Source organism: Mucilaginibacter humi (assembly GCF_013087555.1).
In genome coordinates, this window is the sequence record NZ_JABFCR010000003.1 from 1 (window position 1) to 18,618 (window position 18,618).

Genomic DNA, 18,618 nt, shown 5'->3' on the forward strand with positions numbered 1-18,618 from the left:
GCAATGCTAAAACTCCACAAAAGACTAAAAGATAAAGCGGCACCACCATGAGGTAGACAACAATAAAAATTGTGCTTTCCGAAATACTGGGCCTGCTGAAGTTTACTCCGATGTAGACTAATACCTTCATCGATATAACGCCGTCGCTATCCCGAAGGCAAGAATGCCTCCATCTCGTAATTCAACACTCGCGACAAAGCGTCGCGAGCAACACCAACAGGGTTGTGCTCGATATTGAAACAGAAGAAGGCCGCCGGGCTAGCGCTTGCGTGGGCACAGAGGGGGATCTGTCTCATCGTAAACAATTGGCTGGTATTGCGTCAAAGCATTATAACATTACGACGCATACATACATAGGCGTATCGAGGCGACACAATAACCTTCACTGCCTTGATGGCCGGCTATGTGTGGCAGGCTGAACCTCATTGATGACGAGCCAGCCAAACAGACGATGTTAAAGGCGTCTCATCTAACGGCTCTGGTTTCGGTGTCATTTACTGTTGTGATTTATTATACATGTTAATGCCATCCATTTAGGATGATTAAGGCCCAATTGGTCAAATAATTGTGCAAATGCAAATAATATTAATTCTTCTCGCTGTTCCTGCTGCTTCAATAAGATAATCATATCCTCAATGAAAATATAGAGCCGTCTAAGGTTTTGTTGATGTATGTTTGGTTGCCATAAGCTTTGTACAAACTCAATCAAATCGTTTTTATTGCGCATTATAATCTTAGCAGCACTTTTTTAATTTGATCTTGCTCTTCTGCCTTAAGTTTAACCATATGCATGTTACCTATATTACCTAAATGCAGCCACGCAACATGGCTGTTATTGCAAAATGCTCTAATTATTGCATGTTGGAGATGAATGACAAAAGTTAGGATGTTATCATCATTTGCTTCTGTTATTTTAAACTCTGAAACAATTTGCTTAGTGATTAAATATTTAAGTGCTATTTTAAATTGCGTATGTTTCTTGTCTGATATTTCCGGAAAGATATTAAAGTAGAAGCGGCCAGGTGCAAAGTCCATAAAAAGTTGATCTGCGTCTTTATGATCATGTGCCGGAGCTTGAGGGTAAAGTTTAAAAAAGTTGCCAAAGATTTTTCCAGCTCTAATTTGATGTCAGAATAAGTACTTTTTGAAAAAAACTCAATTTTAATGTGTTCGCCTTGATTATAAGCGAAAGACATGTTATATATTCCCGATGGATTTACATTCTGTTCAAATAACGGCCCGATGCATTTGTTAAAAAGCATTGACCAATGATCTCGAGCACAGAAAATCGATATATTCAAACTGTTATCGATTAAATTCATAAGCATTAAGTTAAATCTGTAGATACATGTCCTTTTCCAAACCCTGATGGATTAACTTTTATAATCCTTTTCTTAAGATTAGATTCCATTATTAAGCGATTATATACTTGATGAAAAAAGAACAACATTTCTTCTCTCAAAATAGAATTGCTATTATCTCGAAACTTTATGCCATTATCGTCAATAAACCATTTTTCGTCAATACAACCGAAATATTTTTGGTTATTTTCAAATTGAAATATCAGGTTGTTTTTTATATAATGCCATTGCCCTATTTCCCATTTGTTTTCTGCTAACGAATATTTATAATGTAATGTTTTTTTGTTTCAGTAGGCAAACAAATTCCGTTATGTATACGATTGTTTATAATTGTGGCTTTAGAATAGCTTCCATCTTTTAATAATAGGCAGAGCACGGATGTTGCTGGATTTATGTGGGCAATAAGCAACTTTTCAAGATCATTTACACCGCCACTATTAGCCATTCTTGACTCATTCGAATGGCTGATTGCAGATAAGTATCTATCATTTTCAATGGGCTCATTCTTAAGTCCATTAAGTTGTAATCTATTTAAGAAATCATAGTCATCGAAGCCATAATAAATCATTGATTCATCGTATCCGTTTACTGCTAAAAAATCTTTTTCTTCACACATATTCTTCCCAATACGTCTTTTTTTTTTTTTTTCAATTCGTTGATGCGTACTTAAAACTATTTCTTCCTTATCATTAAATGTTTTATTTATATAGTTAGCAAATCCCTCTCCTGTAAAGTTGTCTGCATCTATGTTACATAAAATATCACCATTAGCTAGATTAAAAACCATATTTCTGGAATGAGACATATTGTATTTTACAGGTTCATCCGTTCTGTAATAAGATAACTTTCCTGCAGTTATATATTGAGCTAATTCAGACTTTACATAATTTTTTAGCCCATCTGAAGAATTGTAATCCAGAAGGACAAACTCTACATTTTTATAATTCTTATTTGCTAATATATTTTGTGGAAGTGTTTCTTTAAGATGTTCAACACGATTCATACAAGTGGTGCAGAAAGAAATTTTAAAATTCATGGTACTCTATATTTTTGAATAACAACCCTATAGAATTACTAAGTTGCCGGACAATGACAAGCATTGAAAGCAAACCTGGTTGTAGAAAAATTCGATAAGGTTTGGAACTAAATTATAAAAAAATAGCTTATTTGAATCTTAAAAATAAAGAAATAAGTAAAGTTTCCATATAACGGAGATTTTACTTAATCAAAGCTCTATACTTAAGCATTATAATCCATGCACGCAATAGCAATAGGCCGTATATTGCCAATAAATAAAATATTGGCAATCGAAATGCCAATAACCCTACACATAAAAAGCTGAATTAAAGAGCTTACTAGCAAGGCAACAGTCTGATTGGTTTTGATTGTCACCCACTTTAATAAATCGCGATAGGATGTTATTGTAGCTAATATGCCATGCAATAAGGTAGTCTGTTAAAAATTTGATACTAAGTAATAATCAAACTATTTCTGGAAAAATTGTGCAATAATGAATCGCACGTAAGCTGGTTCACTCTTTAATTCTTTATAAAAATTCAAACACTGCTCTTCCATGCTTTCAATTTCATAATGTGCATCAAGCTCGATAACATCGCCCTCAATGTTCATTGTTCTGCCAGTGATATAATATTCTTTCAATTGTGCGTCTGCCTTGAAAGTCCTAATTTTTTTCCAAACTTTTTGGCTCGTTTTGGTTTTACTCCATTTTAGTAAATTCCGATGTAGAAACAATATATTACCATTCAAATCATGTTGCACCATCGTTTGTCCAACAAATTTCTCATTATCGTTGTAATAACCGCAAGAGCCCACTTCAGTTGCAATCATTTCAAATTTTGACTTGAGAGCTAACCATGCAAACTTAAAAGTATCTTTGTCTCCATGTAATAGTTCATAGTAAATATTATGGTTTTGATTGAAATAAAGGCAAAGATTAAGTTCTTTCCAGCATTTTTTTTTATCGATTAATATCTGACCACTTTCTTGTTCAAATGTAAGATAGTCCGGCTCTCAACTATCTTCCAGATAGGGTTAGATGGGGTAGTTTTCCAATAATCTGGCCAAAATATTGCGCCAGATTTTTTATATTCTACACTGTCAAACAAAAAGTTGGATCTGTTAAGCAATTATTATCCGCATCAATAAATAGCACCTCCTGAAATCGGCTAAGAATTATGCTTAAAGGTTTTAACTGGAAGCCAGTAAGTTGCGTTGGCTGATAGTCTAAAAAGTTTTTACATTCAACATTTAACCCTTCAAACAGTTTAATTAATTCTGGCGATAACTCACCATTTAAAAACCATACCTCCATAGGTAAGGTGCATTCAAGAAATCTTAAACGTTTTATTGCGATCCATGCACAAGTAAAATAATCAACACCTCCTGCACAAATTACTATTCCTCTTTCTTTAAATTTTGAATTTGGATATGGTTCAATTTCCTGTATGTGACTTTTCCGGGTAAAATTAAGATAATGAATAGAGTCCTCTGAAAAATTTATTCCAATTTTTCGAATTCCATTTTTAAGAAAATAGGACTTATTGTTCGCTAATTTTTCATCGTTAGAAATATTTTTTTCTGACATAATCTAATGAATATTCTGAAAAGCAAAGTTTAGGAAGACAATAATACATTAAAAAAAATAAATGAAACCGTGTAATTAATTCATTGGTAAAATGAATCATAAAGTTGAGTTATGTGTGTCGTGCACTAACGTGTATAATATAGTAATTCCTATAAATGGCTATTATTATCGATGTAAGTTGGTCATTATTAATTGGTTAACACAGTCGTTAAAATATGCTAATGATTCAAACCAAATATTATAATCAATATTGCATAGAAAGTTCATTTATTTTAAGACCAACCCCGTTAGTCAAATTTGCCGAACTGATAATAACATGGCAACAGTTATACTTATCTTTATCAATAAAGCTTGCTGTGAAACACCGTTTTGAACTTCATATTAACTATATACGGAACTAATTTTGAGATTTGTTTGCATGCTTAAGTAATTCAACGAGGGCAACAGGATCAGTTATTGCGAAGTTGTAACCAGCAAGTGGCTACTACAATAGCTATAGAAGTTTTTACTGGATAAAGCGGGAATGCTTAATCTTATTTATTTCAACGAAATGATGACTTTATCAGATTATAAAATTGATGAATTGCTTTATCATAGGGTCGATAAAGGTTTAGGTGGTTTCCTCAATGTATGGCTAAAGAAGCTGAATATTTTGCTAAAAGGAAAAATCGATGGCATTAAGTGTAGAGAAAAAGATGCACCCCTGTAATTATAAAAGCATAAAAAATGCCCTTATTGATATAATAAGAGCATTTTTACTAATTTAAAAGTGGAGCCGGAGGGATTCGAACCCTCGTCCAAACATGGTACAAGATATGCTTTCTACGTGCTTAGCATCTGTTTAATTGTAGGGAAGGGGAAGGTCAGCTGCTTACCTGTACCGTCTTCCTTAGGTGTTTTATTTCACCTGCTATGCACACCATTAAGCAGGCTATTTTCGTTTTACGATGCCCCGATTGCCGATCCAACGAAACAGAAAACCGGCGGGACAAAAGCTATGCTAATTCTAAATTAGGCAGCTAAGGCGTAGTTATTTTCGCCATTTGTAAGTTTGAATGTTCAGATTTAAGCGCTAATCATCCAACGCGCTGCATGCTTACATACTCATCTCCATCCTGTCAATTCCGGTCGACCCCTTTTTTTGTAGAGTGCACTGTTTAGTGGCAGTAACAGATATAGAACAACAAAGATACGATTTCAGTTTGCAGTTATTAGTTTACAAATTGCAATTTTTTTAGTGAGCTGTAACTATAAACTTCCTACCGCTAATTGGTCGTTGTTAATTGTTCTTCCGGGGTATACTTTCAATGCTTCCTCTAAACAAATCATTGCTTTAGCCAAATCGTCATTATTTAAAACGTAGGCGGGCGCACTTCTTTTAGGCCGGCTTTGGTGTGCTGTAAAACCCAGTAGCAGGGGCCATCATAACAGTCTGATTTTCGTAACTAAACTCTTCCAGCATCCACTGGCAAAATTTATTCGAATTATCTATAGGTAATTGTGCCATCACGTAAAATGCACCGCCCGGGTTAGGGCAATATACACCCTCCATACGGTTAAGGGCATTAACAACGGTGTTACGGCGGGTAGTGTATTCAGCTTTTACGCGGTCAAAGTATTCGTCCGGCGTATCTATAGCAGCCTCGCCTGCAATTTGCTCAACTAAACCGGGGCTTAGGCGCGCCTGTGCAAATTTTATGGCCACTTCCCAAAACTTGCGGTTCTTGCTAATAATACAACCCAAACGTGCACCGCAGGCGCTGTAACGCTTGCTTACAGTATCAATTATAATCACGTTTTCTTCCAGTCCGTCTAAATGCATTGGCGATACAAAAGGTTGGTCGCCATAGCAAAATTCGCGGTAAGCCTCATCAGCAAACAGGTAAAGGTCATGCTTTAAAACCGGGGCTTTAAGTGCTTCCATCTCCTCGCGCGAATATAGGTAGCCCGTAGGGTTATTAGGGCTGCAAATAAATATGGCCCGGGTCCTGTCAGTTATATTTTTCTCAAACTCGCTGATAGGGGGTAAGGCGAACCCGTTCTCGATATAAGACATAATGGGCCTTACTATAACATCATTCTGACTGGCAAAACCATTATAGTTGGCATAGTAGGGTTCAGGTACTATTACCTCGTCGCCGGCATCAAGGCAGGTCATGAAGGTTATTGATATCGCCTCAGATCCGCCTGTAGTAACAATAATATCATCAGTAGTAATGTTATAACCAACTTTGTTGTAATACTTAGCCAATTGTTTACGATAGGACAAGGTCCCCTCTGACGCGGTATACGCCCAAACTTTAAAGTCGATATTTTTAACAGCGGCTATCATACCTTCTGGTGTTTCAATATCAGGCTGGCCTATATTTAAGTGGTATACGGTTTTGCCCTGAAGCTTAGCTTTGTCGGCAAAGGGTGTTAGTTTACGGATAGGTGAAGCGGGCATTCGCTGCCCCTTTCGGGATATATTTGGCATTTGACAAAAGTAATAAAAAGGTGGTGATTATGTCGATAGAATTAGTAGATTATACATCGAATTAGATAAACAAAAAAGGCCCGAAGTATTTCGGGCCTTTTTTAATTTTTTTTTATTGACCCTGTCTGCCGTCATGGTAGCGCAGGGTTAACCTAAACAACTACCGGTGCTTGGTGCCGCTTTGGCCGCAGGTGCCGCTACAACTTCGCCAATGATTTTTAGATATTTTTGTGGAGTTTTAGCATTGCTTGTTACTACAATAGTTTTATCAAATGGTGCTACAACTGCCGCGTTGTAAGTAATGGTGATTTTACCCGTACCGCCTTTTAAAACTGGTGTTTTGGTATAATCAGCAATAGTACAGCCGCAGGTAGGTTTAACTTCGGTTAAAATAAGCGGTTCTTGCCCGATATTAGTATAAGTAAAAACGGTAGTTACGGGTTTTCCTTGCGGTATAGTGCCAAAATCGTGCTTTTCTTCGTTGAATTTAAATTCAGCTTTATTATCAGTTTGGGCGGATGCATTAAAGGCAAAGCCTAAAACTACTGCACACATTAAAATTAATTTTTTCATAATTAGTTCTTTGAGTATTACAAATATAAAAGGTTTAACGGAAATTAAATTATATAGTTTCAAATTTACCTACTATCTGTTATCGGGCTAAATTTTTTCACGTTGATTATGATGTATTTAAGCAGGGGCCGTATAGGCAATTATTATACGTTACCATACAATTGCTACCTTGTGTAAAAACTGACGGGTATGTAGGATGTTTTAAAGGTGCATATACCGATTACAAATTAGAATTTATATTTTTACATCTTAAATAAAGATCTATGCCCGAAACTGCAAATTCTGGTACCGGTAACAATGCTATTGCTGAACTGAGTTTTGATGATTTCAAAAGTATTGTAATTAAGGATTACCGTATAGGTTATGAAAGCAGGCAGGCCAGTATTATTGGCCGCCGCGAAGTACTTACGGGCAAGGCCAAGTTTGGCATATTTGGCGACGGTAAAGAGGTTGCCCAACTGGCTATGGCCAAAGTATTTCGCAAGGGCGACTGGCGCGCGGGTTATTACCGCGACCAAACTTTTATGTTTGCTACGGGCATGAGCAACCTTAAAGAGTTTTTTGCCCAGCTTTATGCAAACCCGGATCTGACAGAAGACCCTGCTTCAGGTGGCAGGCAAATGAATTGCCACTACGCTACCCGGTTTATAAATGAGGACGGCAGTTGGAAAAACCAGTCCGAAACCATGAATTGCTCTGCTGATATATCAACAACCGGCGGACACATGCCCCGTTTGTTAGGCCCGGCATATGCATCAAAACTATATCGCCAAAACCGTGAGCTTGCACCCTTAACTAATTTTTCTGTTAACGGTAACGAGGTTGTTTTTGGCACCATAGGTAACGGTGCAACATCCGAAGGGCTATTTTTTGAGGTATTTAATGCTGCAGGTGTATTACAGGTGCCTATGGCGATATCCGTTTGGGATGATGCTTATGCTATCTCTGTACCCGCAAGTATCCAAACTACCAAAGAAGATATATCCGAGATATTAAGCGGTTTTCAGCGCGAAACCGGTACAAACGGCTATGAGATATTTAAAGTACGCGGCTGGGACTATGTGGCCCTTTGCGAAACATATGAACGTGCAATAACCGTTTGCCGTGAAGAACATGTGCCAGTATTGATCCACGTGGTGGAGATGACACAACCACAGGGGCACTCTACCTCGGGTTCGCATGAACGTTATAAAACAAAGGACCGCCTTACCCGGGAAAGTGATTACGACTGTTTATTGCAGATGCGCAACTGGATGATCGAGTCGGCAATTATTACTGAAGAGGATATAACCGCCTTAGAAGATGAGGCCAAAAAATACGTACGCGAATGCCAGCGCGAAGCCTGGAATATTTTAAGCGATAAAATAAAGACCGAAATAGACGAGGCAGTGCAGCTGATAAATGCGCTTAGTCATGTATCTAATTTCAAGAATGAACTGGAGGATGTGTCTGCCGAACTTTTAGCCTGTGTGGATCCGGGGCGTAAAGACGCTGCATCGGCCATACGCAAAGCATTACGTTTGACAGTTTCGGAACACTCTGATGAAAAATACGCGCTTATTGACTGGCTTAACGAAGAAAATGCTAAGAACGAAGAGCGCTTTAACTCCAAACTGTTTACAGGTTCGTCATCATCGCCGTTAAATGTTAATGTGCTGCCTGCCGATTATGCAGATGATGCCGCACTTTTAGATGGCCGTGAAATATTGAACGCCTGCTTCGACGCTAATTTTGAGCGCGATAAAACTATCGTAGCTTTCGGGGAAGATTTGGGTGCGATAGGTGATGTTAACCAGGGTTTTGCCGGCCTGCAAGCTAAATATGGGGATATCCGGATAACTGATACCGGTATCCGCGAGTCAAGCATTATAGGTAAAGGTATGGGTCTTGCCATGCGTGGTTTAAAGCCAATTGCCGAGATCCAATATGTAGATTACCTGTTATACGCCATCACTGTATTAAGTGATGATCTGGCAAGCTTAAGCTACCGTACTGCTGGTGGACAAAAAGCGCCAGTAATTGTACGTACGCGCGGACATAGGTTAGAAGGGATTTGGCACTCGGGGTCGCCGCTGGGGATTATATTGAATGCGCTCCGCGGATTACATGTTTGTGTGCCCCGTAATATGACACAGGCTGCCGGTATGTATAACACTTTACTGCGTGGCGATGAGCCGGCTATAGTTATTGAATGCCTTAACGGTTATCGCCTCAAGGAAAAATTACCGGCTAACGTGGGCGAGTTTACCGTACCATTGGGCAAGGCGGAGATACTGAGGGAAGGCAGCGATATGACCGTTGTTTCTTACGGATCGACCCTGCGTATTGTAATGGAGGCCGCCGTCGAACTGGAAAAACTAGGTGTTAATATAGAAGTTATCGACCCGCAAACGCTTTATCCTTTTGATATTGATAACGTATGCGGTAACTCATTATACAAAACCAATAAATTATTAATAGTTGATGAGGACCTTCCCGGTGCTGCATCGGCCTACATCTTGCAAAAGGTACTGGAGGCCCAAAAGGGTTATTATGCGCTTGACGCTCCGCCTCGTACCTTAAGCGCCAAAGAACACCGCCCGCCATACGGATCAGACGGGGATTACTTCAGCAAGCCATCGGTTGATGATGTGATAGAAGCCGTTTATGGCATAATGCATGAGAGCAATCCAGGTAAATATCCCGCCATATATTAATTATTGAAGTATAGAATTATTAAATGAGTGATTAACAGTCACTCATTTTCTTTTAAAACAAATTTAGTTATGTCTGATACATTCTCTACCATATCCACCATCATCAAAAATCGTCGTACCATAAAACCTTTTATGATGAATGGCGGTAAGATTCCTGATGAACAAATAAAAGAATTACTGGAACTGGCCGACTGGGCGCCAACGCACGGCCTTACCGAGCCATGGCGCTTTACTATTTATACCGACCCGACAAAATTTTGCTATGCCCATGCAGAAATGTATTTAACTAGTACACCTGCCGATGAGTTTAACCGGGGCGTATATGATAATTTCTTTCACCGGGGCGATAAAGTGTCGCATGTTATTATTGCGGTGATGCAAAGGGGTAACTTACCTAAGATACCCGCATTTGAAGAAATTGCTGCAACTTCGGCAGCTATCCAGAATATATTGCTTGGTGCCACGGCGTTGGGTGTGGCTTCATTTTGGAGTACCGGCGGCATGATACTAAAACCAGCCATGAAAGCGTTCTTAAATCTACGCGACGAGGATGAAGTAATGGGGGTGTTATATTTAGGTTATGCTGATGAGCAGCCGCAAGGAGTGAGGCGGATTAGTTTAGCTGATAAGGTGAAGTGGATGATATAACACAACCATTTTCTTTCTTATTTCGTAGAACCAACTATAACTTAGTTCCTGATGTAATTGTTTTGTCAGGTTTTAAATAATCGTTAATAAATTTTATTTATTGGTAATTTTTGCTTATATTTGTCTTAACAATTATTCCAACTCACTCCTGATTTTTAATAAATTACTGACTTAAAACTCAACAAAGTATGAGAAAACATTTTTGGTGGATAAGCTGCGTTTCGTTAATGTTATTTATAAGTGTTATGGGCTTCAAGCCGGTTAACGCTACAAAAACGCAGTAACTTATAAAACAACAACCCCTACTGCTAAAGAATTATTTGCGCAATATGTAAGTACTGTTTACCAAACAGCGCGTTTACAGGAAACAGGGTTAAACTTCGAAGTTTTTCAAAAGGCTTTAACAGGATATTTCAATATCAAGTCGGCCAATAAATTGCAAAATAGCTCGGTTATTACCGTGGTAGATTTTACAAAATCAAGCCGCGAAAAACGCATGTGGATCATCGACATTTTAAACAAAAAACTTCTGTTAAATACGTTGGTAGCTCACGGACAAGGTAGTGGCGATGATATGGCTACCATGTTCTCAGATAATAACGAGTCGCACCAAAGCAGTTTAGGCTTCTTTTTAGCCGACGATGTTTACATAGGTAAACACGGCCGTTCATTGCGTTTGGATGGCTTAGACGCAGGCTTTAACACCAGTGCGCGTGCACGTGGCATTGTAGTACATGCTGCAGATTATGTTAGCGAAAGCAATATTGCCCGTATAGGCCGTTTAGGCCGCAGTTTTGGTTGTCCTGCAGTATCTCCTCAGGTTGTAACCCGGGTTATCAATACTATAAAAGGTAAAACCGTTTTCTTTATCAATGGTAATAACCCAAGGTATAACTCAAAATATTTAAATGATAATGTGTTAGCGAATTTCACTTCGCCTGATACGACAACTACAGATTCTGTAAGATTATAATAAATTAATTATTTAACAAAAACGCCCTTGAGAAATCAAGGGCGTTTTTTGTTTTTAGCAGGTCGTCATGCTGAACTTGTTTCAGTATCCCACACGCTTAGTAAACGTTTACCTGTACCGTGCGATGCCGAAATAAATTCGGCATGACGTTGAATGAAATTACTTTACCTGCGCCAAAGCATTATACAATACCGTATCCAGTTCATACACATCAGGCCTTATTTGTATGGCTCCGGTAGTATCGGCCCGTGCGGTTATATACGTTATATATACCGGGATGTTAGGCGTTAAGTTTATGGTTGTCGGGTCGGGTTTATCTGATGCCATATCTTTAACAATCAGGTCGAATTTTGGGCCATCGCCGAATAAGGTGTGAGCAAGCCCTTGTGGGTCGCCTAAACGTACGCAACCGTGGCTAATAGCACGCATGGGTCGGGTAAAAGCTAATTTTGCCGGGGTGTCATGTAAATAAACACTGCTTTGGTTTTGAAACAAGAATTTAATTTTGCCCAATGAGTTATCATCGCCTGGTCTTTGTTTAAAGTCATAATCGCCTTTTGCCGCTGTCGACCAATTGACATCATCAGCGTCTATCAGCTTACCGTTCTTATAAACATTAATACCTTTGTTCTCTAAATAATACCTGTCTTTAGCGGCTTCCACCATTATCTCTTTGGTGGCAATGCTTTGCGGGATATTCCAAACCGGGTTTACATCCACACTATGGATCTTGCTGTTTAGTTGTGGGGTAGAGTGCTGATTTGGTTTATCAACTTTGTCAGAATCTACATAATTGGTCAAATCTGTTTTACCGTAAGGGTTACGACCCCGGCCTACGCAAACCTTCATGTTTAATACAGATTTACCGTTTTCTATTACATCAAGGCGGTAATCCGCTATGTTTACGATCACATATTTTTTATCCAATGGTTTATTTTTCCAGCGTAACCGTTCAAGGTTAGCAATAATCACCCGTTTAGCGTTTTCGGGCGATGTGCCGGGTACTGCTGTTCCGTTTACAAGCGCTTTTTGTAATGCCGGTATGATGGATCTTTAGGCTGGATACTGTCGAGGTAAGTTTTTATATCTTTTATCTGGAAGATTCTTTGTGCCGATGTACTATCAGGGCGCAAGGTTTTAGTATAATACCCGGCGTAGATATTTTTAGGATTTACCACACCATATTGAAGCGCGTTACTATATTTTATCAGCGAGTTTGCGGTAAGCAACTCTAGCTCGGCAATGGCATGATAAGCCTGATCGAGTGTCCTGATCTGCTTTTTGTTGTAGAACTTGTTGATAAGCGCAGCCATTTCATCAGCATCAAACATGGATGGGTTAAGGCCATGTTCGCCGGCTTTAGCGTAATACATTACCGCGGTTTTAAGGTCCTTATTAAAGATATGGTCCATTACAAAAATGGGGTCATAACCGTTAGCTTCGTAAAACGCGCTTATAGTTTTAGGGTAGCTTAGTTTGGATTTCTCTTCCTCTAAAACTTTTTGAAATACTTCGGCGCAGCCTTCGGGCGTTACATCTTTAAAAACCTTATTTTTCGTTTTTGAGTATAGGGTTTTACCCATATCAGAGCGGCTTTTTTTACAACTCTGGAAAGCTACAGTAAGCGCAAGCAGCGTTAGTATAGTCAGCTTAAAAATTTTTTGGTATCAGTTAACATAAGTTTAAATTAAAATCACTTGCTAATAGCAATAGCTATACCACATCTTTAAAGATGCAATTAATTGCCTATCTAAATATTGAAATATATGGCAGATCATAATAAGCCGGAAGTATGGTTGCGCGGCCCGTTGGAAGGTATACCTCCGTTAGTACAACCAGTTGCCCATGCGTTATTGCAGGCACGCGAGGAAGTAAACGGATTTATGGCTGATTTCCCCGAAATTTTACTGTGGGTAAAGCCATCAGGGCTGGCTTCGCCTGCATTTCACCTACAACATTTGGCCGGCGTACTCGATCGTTTATTTACCTACGCCCGGGGCGAACAATTAACGGCCCATCAGCTTACCAAACTATCACGGGAAGGAAAAGTGCCCGAAATAGTATACAGTATTAGCACTTTACTGGAAGTTTTTAACCGGCAGGTTGATGAAGCCATCAAGCAATTAAGCGAAACTGATGAGCTTACCTTAACCGATAAAAGAGGAGTAGGGCGCAATCAATTACCATCAACTGTAATTGGTTTGTATACGCATGCGGCCGAGCATATAATGAGGCATGTGGGGCAGTTGCTGGTTACCACTAAGGTTTTAAAGGGATAAGCGCGCAAGGCTTACGAAGTTTTTAAAACTTCGTAAGCCTGACTACGACGGTACATCATCCAATACCCAATCGAACTTATTAAACAAACACCACCCAATATCCACCATAGCGCGGTAAAGCCACCATAATAAATAACATTACTACCTAAAAACGGGGCGATGATCTGTGCTGCCGACCAAGACATGCTATATAAGGCAGCATACTCACCACGGTTATGGGGTGTTGTACGGCTTACCCAAAACGAGTTCATGAACGGCATAGCCAGCATTTCACCAAAAGTTATGAATATAATTACTATTACCGCCGAGATAACCGCGGCAGGTAATATATTTAGCAACATAAGAGCAATCCCACTTAAAAACACACCACCGGTAATGTAAACCAAGCCATGGCGCCGCCCCTCAAGTTTGTGGGTCATTACCATTTCTATCGCGGTAATTAATAAGCCGTTAAGCGCCATTATTGAGCCAATAATACGTTCGCTAAAATGCCAGTTAATTTTAAAAATACCGGCTGCATTATCATAAATTGGTAAAAGCATGTGGCGAATAAAGTGGCAAATAATATAAACCACAGGTAAGTTTTGTCTTTATAAGCTGATGCTTTTATAACCATTTTGTCCGCTTTCTTCATGGTTTTTACCACCGCAGCGCGCGGCATAATTAATAACAATAGCACCCCGGCAATTATGTTAGTAAAACCATCAACCCAAAACAATAAATGATAATTAATTGCCGCTAAAAAGCCACCTAAGCCGCCGCCAACTGCCCAGCCAAGATTTATTGCTAATCTGTTTAAGGAGTAAGAGCGCGTTCTGTTGGCATCTGAACTATAATGTGCAATTGCTGTTGAGTTGGCGGGCCGGACAGATTCATTACAAAAACTTAGTATCAACGTACCTATAGCCAAAACAATAAAGCTTTGTAAAAACCTATAGATATGTAGAGTAGGCCACCGCTTACTAATGCCGCTATCTGCAAATCATAAAAACCAATTTTATCAACCAGCTTGCCACCCATAAATGATCCGCTTAGCGCACCAACGCCATATAAGGTCATGATGACACCGGCTTGCAACACGCTGAAATGTAATTGCTGGATACAGTAAATACTCAGAAAAGGTACTACCATTGTGCCTGCCCGGTTTATCAACATAACAACAGACAGATACCAGCTATTTTTAGAAAGACCGGTGTAAGCGTTTTTGTATAATTGGATAGTATAGGCAAGCATGACAGTATAATTTAAGGGCGAATTGTGATTGACGCCCTGATGTTTATACTTCTAAATCTGTAAAGGTAACCCAGTATCTAAACATTTTTTTGTTGCTATCTTCGCTATGCTCAGATAACAAAAGGATATTTTAAACCAAAGAAGCGTTATTGCGGTAATATGGTGTTCCTGTTCCTCAGCCAATGGTCGGCAATTACCAGTGCGGCCATGGCCTCAACAATAGGAACGGCGCGGGGCACAACACAAGGATCATGACGGCCCTTGCCTGAGATCTCGGCAGCATTGCCCGCAGCATTAACTGTAGCCTGATTATGCATAATAGTAGCAACCGGCTTAAAGGCCACTTTAAAGTCGATAGGCATACCATTGCTGATACCGCCCTGTATACCACCCGAGTAGTTGGTAATGGTTTTAACGTCGCCCAAATGCGTTTTTACGAAGATATCGTTATGCTCTGATCCGCGCATCTCGCTGCCTTCAAAGCCCGACCCGAATTCAAAGCCGTGCACGGCGTTGATACTTAGCATGGCCTTGCCCAGATCAGCGTGCAGCTTATCGAATACCGGCTCGCCAAGGCCAACCGGGCAGTTCAGAATATGGCAGCTTACTTTACCGCCAACGGTATCGCCATCTAAACGTACCGAGTCAATAAAGCTAATCATTTCGTCGGCTGTCGCCGGATCCGCGCAGCGGACAATGTTAAGTTCGCGTTGGTCTATAAACTCCTGCGCGCTTTTGATCTCAACGTTAGGTGCTTCGATCTTACCTACGCTGCTAACGTGGGCAACGATCTCGATGCCTTGTGTTTTCAATAACAGCTTGGCTAAAGCGCCTGCAGCCACGCGCGCCGCGGTTTCACGGGCCGATGAACGGCCGCCACCACGGTGATCGCGGATGCCATACTTCGTTTGATAAGTATAATCGGCATGCGACGGGCGGAACACATCTGTATTATGGCTATAATCCTTACTGCGCTGGTCCTCGTTAGGGATCAGCATCATGATAGGGGTTCCGGTGGTCTTTCCTTCAAACACACCCGAAAGGATGCGTACGGTATCGCTTTCTTTACGTTGTGTAGTGATCTTGCTCTGGCCCGGCTTGCGTTTATCCAACTCACCCCGGATGTATTCCATATCCACTGGTAACTGCGACGGGCAACCGTCAATAATTACGCCTATAGCTTCGCCATGCGACTCGCCAAATGTGGTTATCCTGAATAATTGCCCGAATGAATTGCCTGCCATGGGTTTAATGAGTGAATTATGGAATTATTGAATGAGTGAATACTGTGGGGCGAAAGGCAAAAGAACGCTTTCACCTTTCGCCTTTCAGCTTTTATCTTATATATCTTTTACTTCAAATCCTACTTTTTCGAGGTCGGCCCAGAAAGCAGGGTACGATTTTTCTACTACCGGCGAGTCTTCAATTTCCAGCTCTGGTACTAACAACGCCAGTGGCGCAAAGGCCATCGCCATGCGGTGGTCATCATAAGTGTTAATAAACATACGCTCTGGTATGAACTTTTCGCTGCAGTCCAGCTTATAGGTCTGGCCTTTCTCAATCAGCTTAACACCCATCTTGCCCAGCTCGTTTTGTAAGGCTGCTATACGGTCGGTTTCTTTGATCTTTAAAGTTTCAGGCCGGTAAAAGTAGCTTCATGGTTCAACGCCGCGCACACTACTATAATGGTCTGCGCCAAATCTGGGCATTCTTTCAGATCAAAGATCTTACGGCTGATAGGTTTTGCTTCCTTCAATAAATGCACGCCCCCGTCCCTAAATTGTGAGGTTATACCAAAGTTAGCCATGATCTCGGTGATCACGCTATCACCTTGTAAGCTGTACTGGGTAAGGCCGTGCAGGAACAAGTCGGCGGTATCTGCCAATGCTGCAATAGCGTACCAGTATGATGCTGCGCTCCAATCAGGCTCAACCGGCAATACGGTCTCCTTAAACTCCCGGTAAGCTATGCTGATCACATTGCCGTTCCATTGATGCTGTATACCTGCTTGCTGCAACATCGCCGTGGTCATCTCCACATAGGGGCGTGATGTCAGGTCGCCTTCAATATGCAGCTCCAGGCCTTGCGGCAATTTTGGTGCGATCAACAGTAGCGCCGTAATATACTGGCTGCTGATATCACCTTTAATGCTGATCTGGTTAGTTGCCTGCTGTAAGTTGCCTTTTATACGGATGGGAGGGAAGCCCTCGTTTTCCTCATAGCTGATCTCGGCACCCAGCTTGCGTAATGCATCTACTAAAATACCAATAGGGCGTTGTTTCATGCGCTCGCTGCCAGTTAAAACAACCTCTTCATCCTGCAAAGTATAATAAGCAGTTAAAAAACGCATAGCAGTACCCGCGGGTCCTATATTAATAATTTTGTGCTCCAGCTCGTGCTTAATAGGTGATGCTTCGTAACCAACAGTTTGTAAAGTAAGGCCCAGTACTTTTGATAAGGTGACTGCATCAGCAGCGTCTGAGATGTTTTCAACCCGTACCTTGTCATGACTTAAGGCCTCAATTACCAGCGCCCTGTTGCACTCGCTTTTTGAGCCCGTAAGGCGCACCTCGCCATTTACTGATTTGCTTTCTTTAGTAAGCAGGATATTGTGACTCATTATGTAGTACTAAACGTGCGTAAGCTTTTTCTGCCTGCTGGCCAGCTTCCTGTCCCGCGTTCATAACTTCAGTTTGTTTGCGAATTGATTCAGCATGGATCAACTCTAATAATTTTTCAGTGAAGTCGGCATGTAGTTTTAATGCTTTGCCGTAGTTAATACGTTTGTTTAAAATCTCGTCCCAACGGTTAACCTGTAAAATGGTGATGTTGTTATCTTTTTATAAGTACCAATCTGCTCGGCAATTGTCATACGCTCTGCCATTTTCTGGATAATAAGGTCGTCAATTTTGTCGATGTTGTTACGTAACTCGCTCAATTTGTCATTAACCTGCGCGTTGCTGGTTTCAGGCTTACGAAGCGTTAAGTGGTCTATCAATTCAGCCAAAGCAGCTGGGGTAACTTGTTGTTTGGCATCGGTCCAGGGCAACACTCGGGTCAATATGCGACTCGATCATCAGCCCTTGCATATCAAGATCCAACGCTTTTTGAGATACATAACCTATCAGATCGCGGTTACCAGAGATGTGGCTCGGGTCGCAAATTAAAGGTAAATGCGGTGCCAAAGTTTTCATGTGGATAGCTATATCCCACATTGGCTCATTACGGAAAGCTGATTTCTCGTATGATGAAAAGCCGCGGTGTATAGCTGCTAATTTGGTAATACCCGCATTGTTGATCCGCTCTAAAGCGCCTATCCACAAAGATATATCAGGATTAACCGGGTTTTTAACCATTACCGGGATGTCAACACCTTTTAAAGCGTCGGCAATTTCCTGTACGGTAAACGGGTTAGCGGTTGAGCGTGCGCCTACCCAAAGGATATCAACACCTGCGGCTAAAGCTTCTTCAACGTGTTTTGCTGTTGCAACTTCAACGGCTGTAGGTAAGCCTGTTTCTGCTTTAGCGCGTTTTAACCACTCTAAACCAATGCTGCCTATGCCTTCAAATTCTCCGGGACGGGTACGTGGTTTCCAGATACCGGCACGTAACGCTGTAACGCGACCGGTTGCTTTTAATAAATGAGCAGTAGCTACCAGCTGATCTTCAGTCTCTGCGCTGCACGGACCAGCTATCAATAATGGCTGATTAACGGCCGTTATCCGGTGTTTAATGGTTGGATGTTTAAATTAAGTTTCATTTGTATTGTTTGTT

16 protein-coding genes, 1 other RNA gene and 4 pseudogenes are annotated in these 18,618 nt (G+C 40.7%); 5 read left to right on the top strand and 16 right to left on the bottom strand.

Annotation, left to right across the window (positions count from 1 at the left end):
• Nucleotides 1-726 precede the first annotated feature (726 nt).
• From HK413_RS00925 to HK413_RS00945, 4 genes and pseudogenes are all read right to left on the bottom strand, one after another.
• Nucleotides 727-1,035: a hypothetical protein gene (locus tag HK413_RS00925; RefSeq protein ID WP_175268807.1), complete on the bottom strand. Its 309-nt coding sequence runs from the start codon at nucleotides 1,033-1,035 to the stop codon at nucleotides 727-729.
• A gap of 579 nt (nucleotides 1,036-1,614) precedes the next feature.
• A complete protein-coding gene (locus tag HK413_RS00930) occupies nucleotides 1,615-2,397 on the bottom strand; it encodes a glycosyltransferase family 2 protein (RefSeq protein WP_262886712.1) in 783 nt (260 codons plus the stop codon).
• A 449-nt stretch (nucleotides 2,398-2,846) separates the two neighbouring features.
• Nucleotides 2,847-3,356, bottom strand: a pseudogene (locus HK413_RS00935) (hypothetical protein); the annotation flags it as partial.
• Nucleotides 3,347-3,966, bottom strand: a pseudogene (locus HK413_RS00945) (hypothetical protein). The pseudogenes HK413_RS00935 and HK413_RS00945, both read right to left, overlap by 10 nt.
• 550 nt (nucleotides 3,967-4,516) lie before the next feature.
• Between HK413_RS00945 and HK413_RS00950 the strand changes: the two are divergent.
• Nucleotides 4,517-4,675, top strand: a complete 159-nt coding sequence (locus tag HK413_RS00950; RefSeq protein WP_175268811.1) for a hypothetical protein — start codon at nucleotides 4,517-4,519, stop codon at nucleotides 4,673-4,675.
• Between the two features lie 58 nt (nucleotides 4,676-4,733).
• Here HK413_RS00950 and ssrA read toward each other — a convergent pair.
• The 3 genes from ssrA to HK413_RS00965 form a co-directional block, all read right to left on the bottom strand.
• Nucleotides 4,734-5,102: a transfer-messenger RNA gene (gene ssrA, locus HK413_RS00955) on the bottom strand.
• Nucleotides 5,103-5,344: 242 nt separating this feature from the next.
• Complete coding sequence (locus tag HK413_RS00960) at nucleotides 5,345-6,412, bottom strand: pyridoxal phosphate-dependent aminotransferase (protein WP_394353095.1); 1,068 nt, start codon at nucleotides 6,410-6,412, stop codon at nucleotides 5,345-5,347.
• Nucleotides 6,413-6,589: 177 nt separating this feature from the next.
• The gene (locus HK413_RS00965; protein ID WP_175268812.1) at nucleotides 6,590-7,015 is read right to left on the bottom strand and encodes a DUF1573 domain-containing protein; all 426 of its coding nucleotides are present in this window, start codon (nucleotides 7,013-7,015) and stop codon (nucleotides 6,590-6,592) included.
• A 263-nt stretch (nucleotides 7,016-7,278) separates the two neighbouring features.
• Here HK413_RS00965 and HK413_RS00970 point away from each other — a divergent pair, with 263 nt between their 5' ends.
• From HK413_RS00970 to HK413_RS00980, 3 genes are all read left to right on the top strand, one after another.
• A complete protein-coding gene (locus HK413_RS00970) occupies nucleotides 7,279-9,711 on the top strand; it encodes an alpha-ketoacid dehydrogenase subunit alpha/beta (protein WP_175268813.1) in 2,433 nt (810 codons plus the stop codon).
• Between the two features lie 69 nt (nucleotides 9,712-9,780).
• Entirely contained in the window at nucleotides 9,781-10,359 is a 579-nt protein-coding gene (locus HK413_RS00975; RefSeq protein WP_175268814.1) for a nitroreductase family protein, read from the top strand.
• A gap of 418 nt (nucleotides 10,360-10,777) precedes the next feature.
• The gene (locus HK413_RS00980) at nucleotides 10,778-11,332 is read left to right on the top strand and encodes a murein L,D-transpeptidase catalytic domain family protein (RefSeq protein WP_317169176.1); all 555 of its coding nucleotides are present in this window, start codon (nucleotides 10,778-10,780) and stop codon (nucleotides 11,330-11,332) included.
• A 159-nt stretch (nucleotides 11,333-11,491) separates the two neighbouring features.
• On the opposite strand, the gene HK413_RS00985 is transcribed toward HK413_RS00980, so the two are convergent.
• Both HK413_RS00985 and HK413_RS00990 read right to left on the bottom strand, forming a co-directional pair.
• Complete coding sequence (locus HK413_RS00985) at nucleotides 11,492-12,304, bottom strand: L,D-transpeptidase family protein (RefSeq protein WP_175268815.1); 813 nt, start codon at nucleotides 12,302-12,304, stop codon at nucleotides 11,492-11,494.
• Nucleotides 12,305-12,348: 44 nt separating this feature from the next.
• The gene (locus tag HK413_RS00990) at nucleotides 12,349-12,915 is read right to left on the bottom strand and encodes a L,D-transpeptidase scaffold domain-containing protein (RefSeq protein WP_175268816.1); all 567 of its coding nucleotides are present in this window, start codon (nucleotides 12,913-12,915) and stop codon (nucleotides 12,349-12,351) included.
• A 183-nt stretch (nucleotides 12,916-13,098) separates the two neighbouring features.
• Here HK413_RS00990 and HK413_RS00995 point away from each other — a divergent pair, with 183 nt between their 5' ends.
• Nucleotides 13,099-13,611 (top strand): DinB family protein, encoded by a 513-nt coding sequence (locus tag HK413_RS00995; protein ID WP_175268817.1) that lies wholly within the window; start codon nucleotides 13,099-13,101, stop codon nucleotides 13,609-13,611.
• An 11-nt stretch (nucleotides 13,612-13,622) separates the two neighbouring features.
• Here HK413_RS00995 and HK413_RS15890 read toward each other — a convergent pair whose 3' ends face one another.
• From HK413_RS15890 to HK413_RS21735, 7 genes and pseudogenes are all read right to left on the bottom strand, one after another.
• Nucleotides 13,623-14,153, bottom strand: coding sequence for an MFS transporter (locus HK413_RS15890; protein WP_246229473.1), 531 nt, complete (start codon nucleotides 14,151-14,153; stop codon nucleotides 13,623-13,625).
• Complete coding sequence (locus tag HK413_RS15895) at nucleotides 14,072-14,521, bottom strand: MFS transporter (RefSeq protein ID WP_317169164.1); 450 nt, start codon at nucleotides 14,519-14,521, stop codon at nucleotides 14,072-14,074. The genes HK413_RS15890 and HK413_RS15895 overlap by 82 nt, the downstream gene beginning before the upstream one ends.
• Nucleotides 14,512-14,844 (bottom strand): MFS transporter, encoded by a 333-nt coding sequence (locus HK413_RS15900; RefSeq protein ID WP_246229474.1) that lies wholly within the window; start codon nucleotides 14,842-14,844, stop codon nucleotides 14,512-14,514. The genes HK413_RS15895 and HK413_RS15900 overlap by 10 nt, the downstream gene beginning before the upstream one ends.
• 146 nt (nucleotides 14,845-14,990) lie before the next feature.
• Nucleotides 14,991-16,088 (bottom strand): chorismate synthase, encoded by a 1,098-nt coding sequence (aroC, locus tag HK413_RS01005; RefSeq protein WP_175268818.1) that lies wholly within the window; start codon nucleotides 16,086-16,088, stop codon nucleotides 14,991-14,993.
• A gap of 96 nt (nucleotides 16,089-16,184) precedes the next feature.
• A pseudogene (aroA, locus tag HK413_RS01010) lies at nucleotides 16,185-17,464 on the bottom strand (3-phosphoshikimate 1-carboxyvinyltransferase).
• Nucleotides 17,439-17,728: pseudogene (locus HK413_RS21730) on the bottom strand (chorismate mutase). Before HK413_RS21730 ends, aroA begins: the two co-directional pseudogenes overlap by 26 nt.
• Nucleotides 17,729-17,843: 115 nt before the next feature.
• Nucleotides 17,844-18,542, bottom strand: a complete 699-nt coding sequence (locus HK413_RS21735) for a DAHP synthetase I family protein (protein WP_394353096.1) — start codon at nucleotides 18,540-18,542, stop codon at nucleotides 17,844-17,846.
• Between the last annotated feature and the right edge of the window lie 76 nt (nucleotides 18,543-18,618).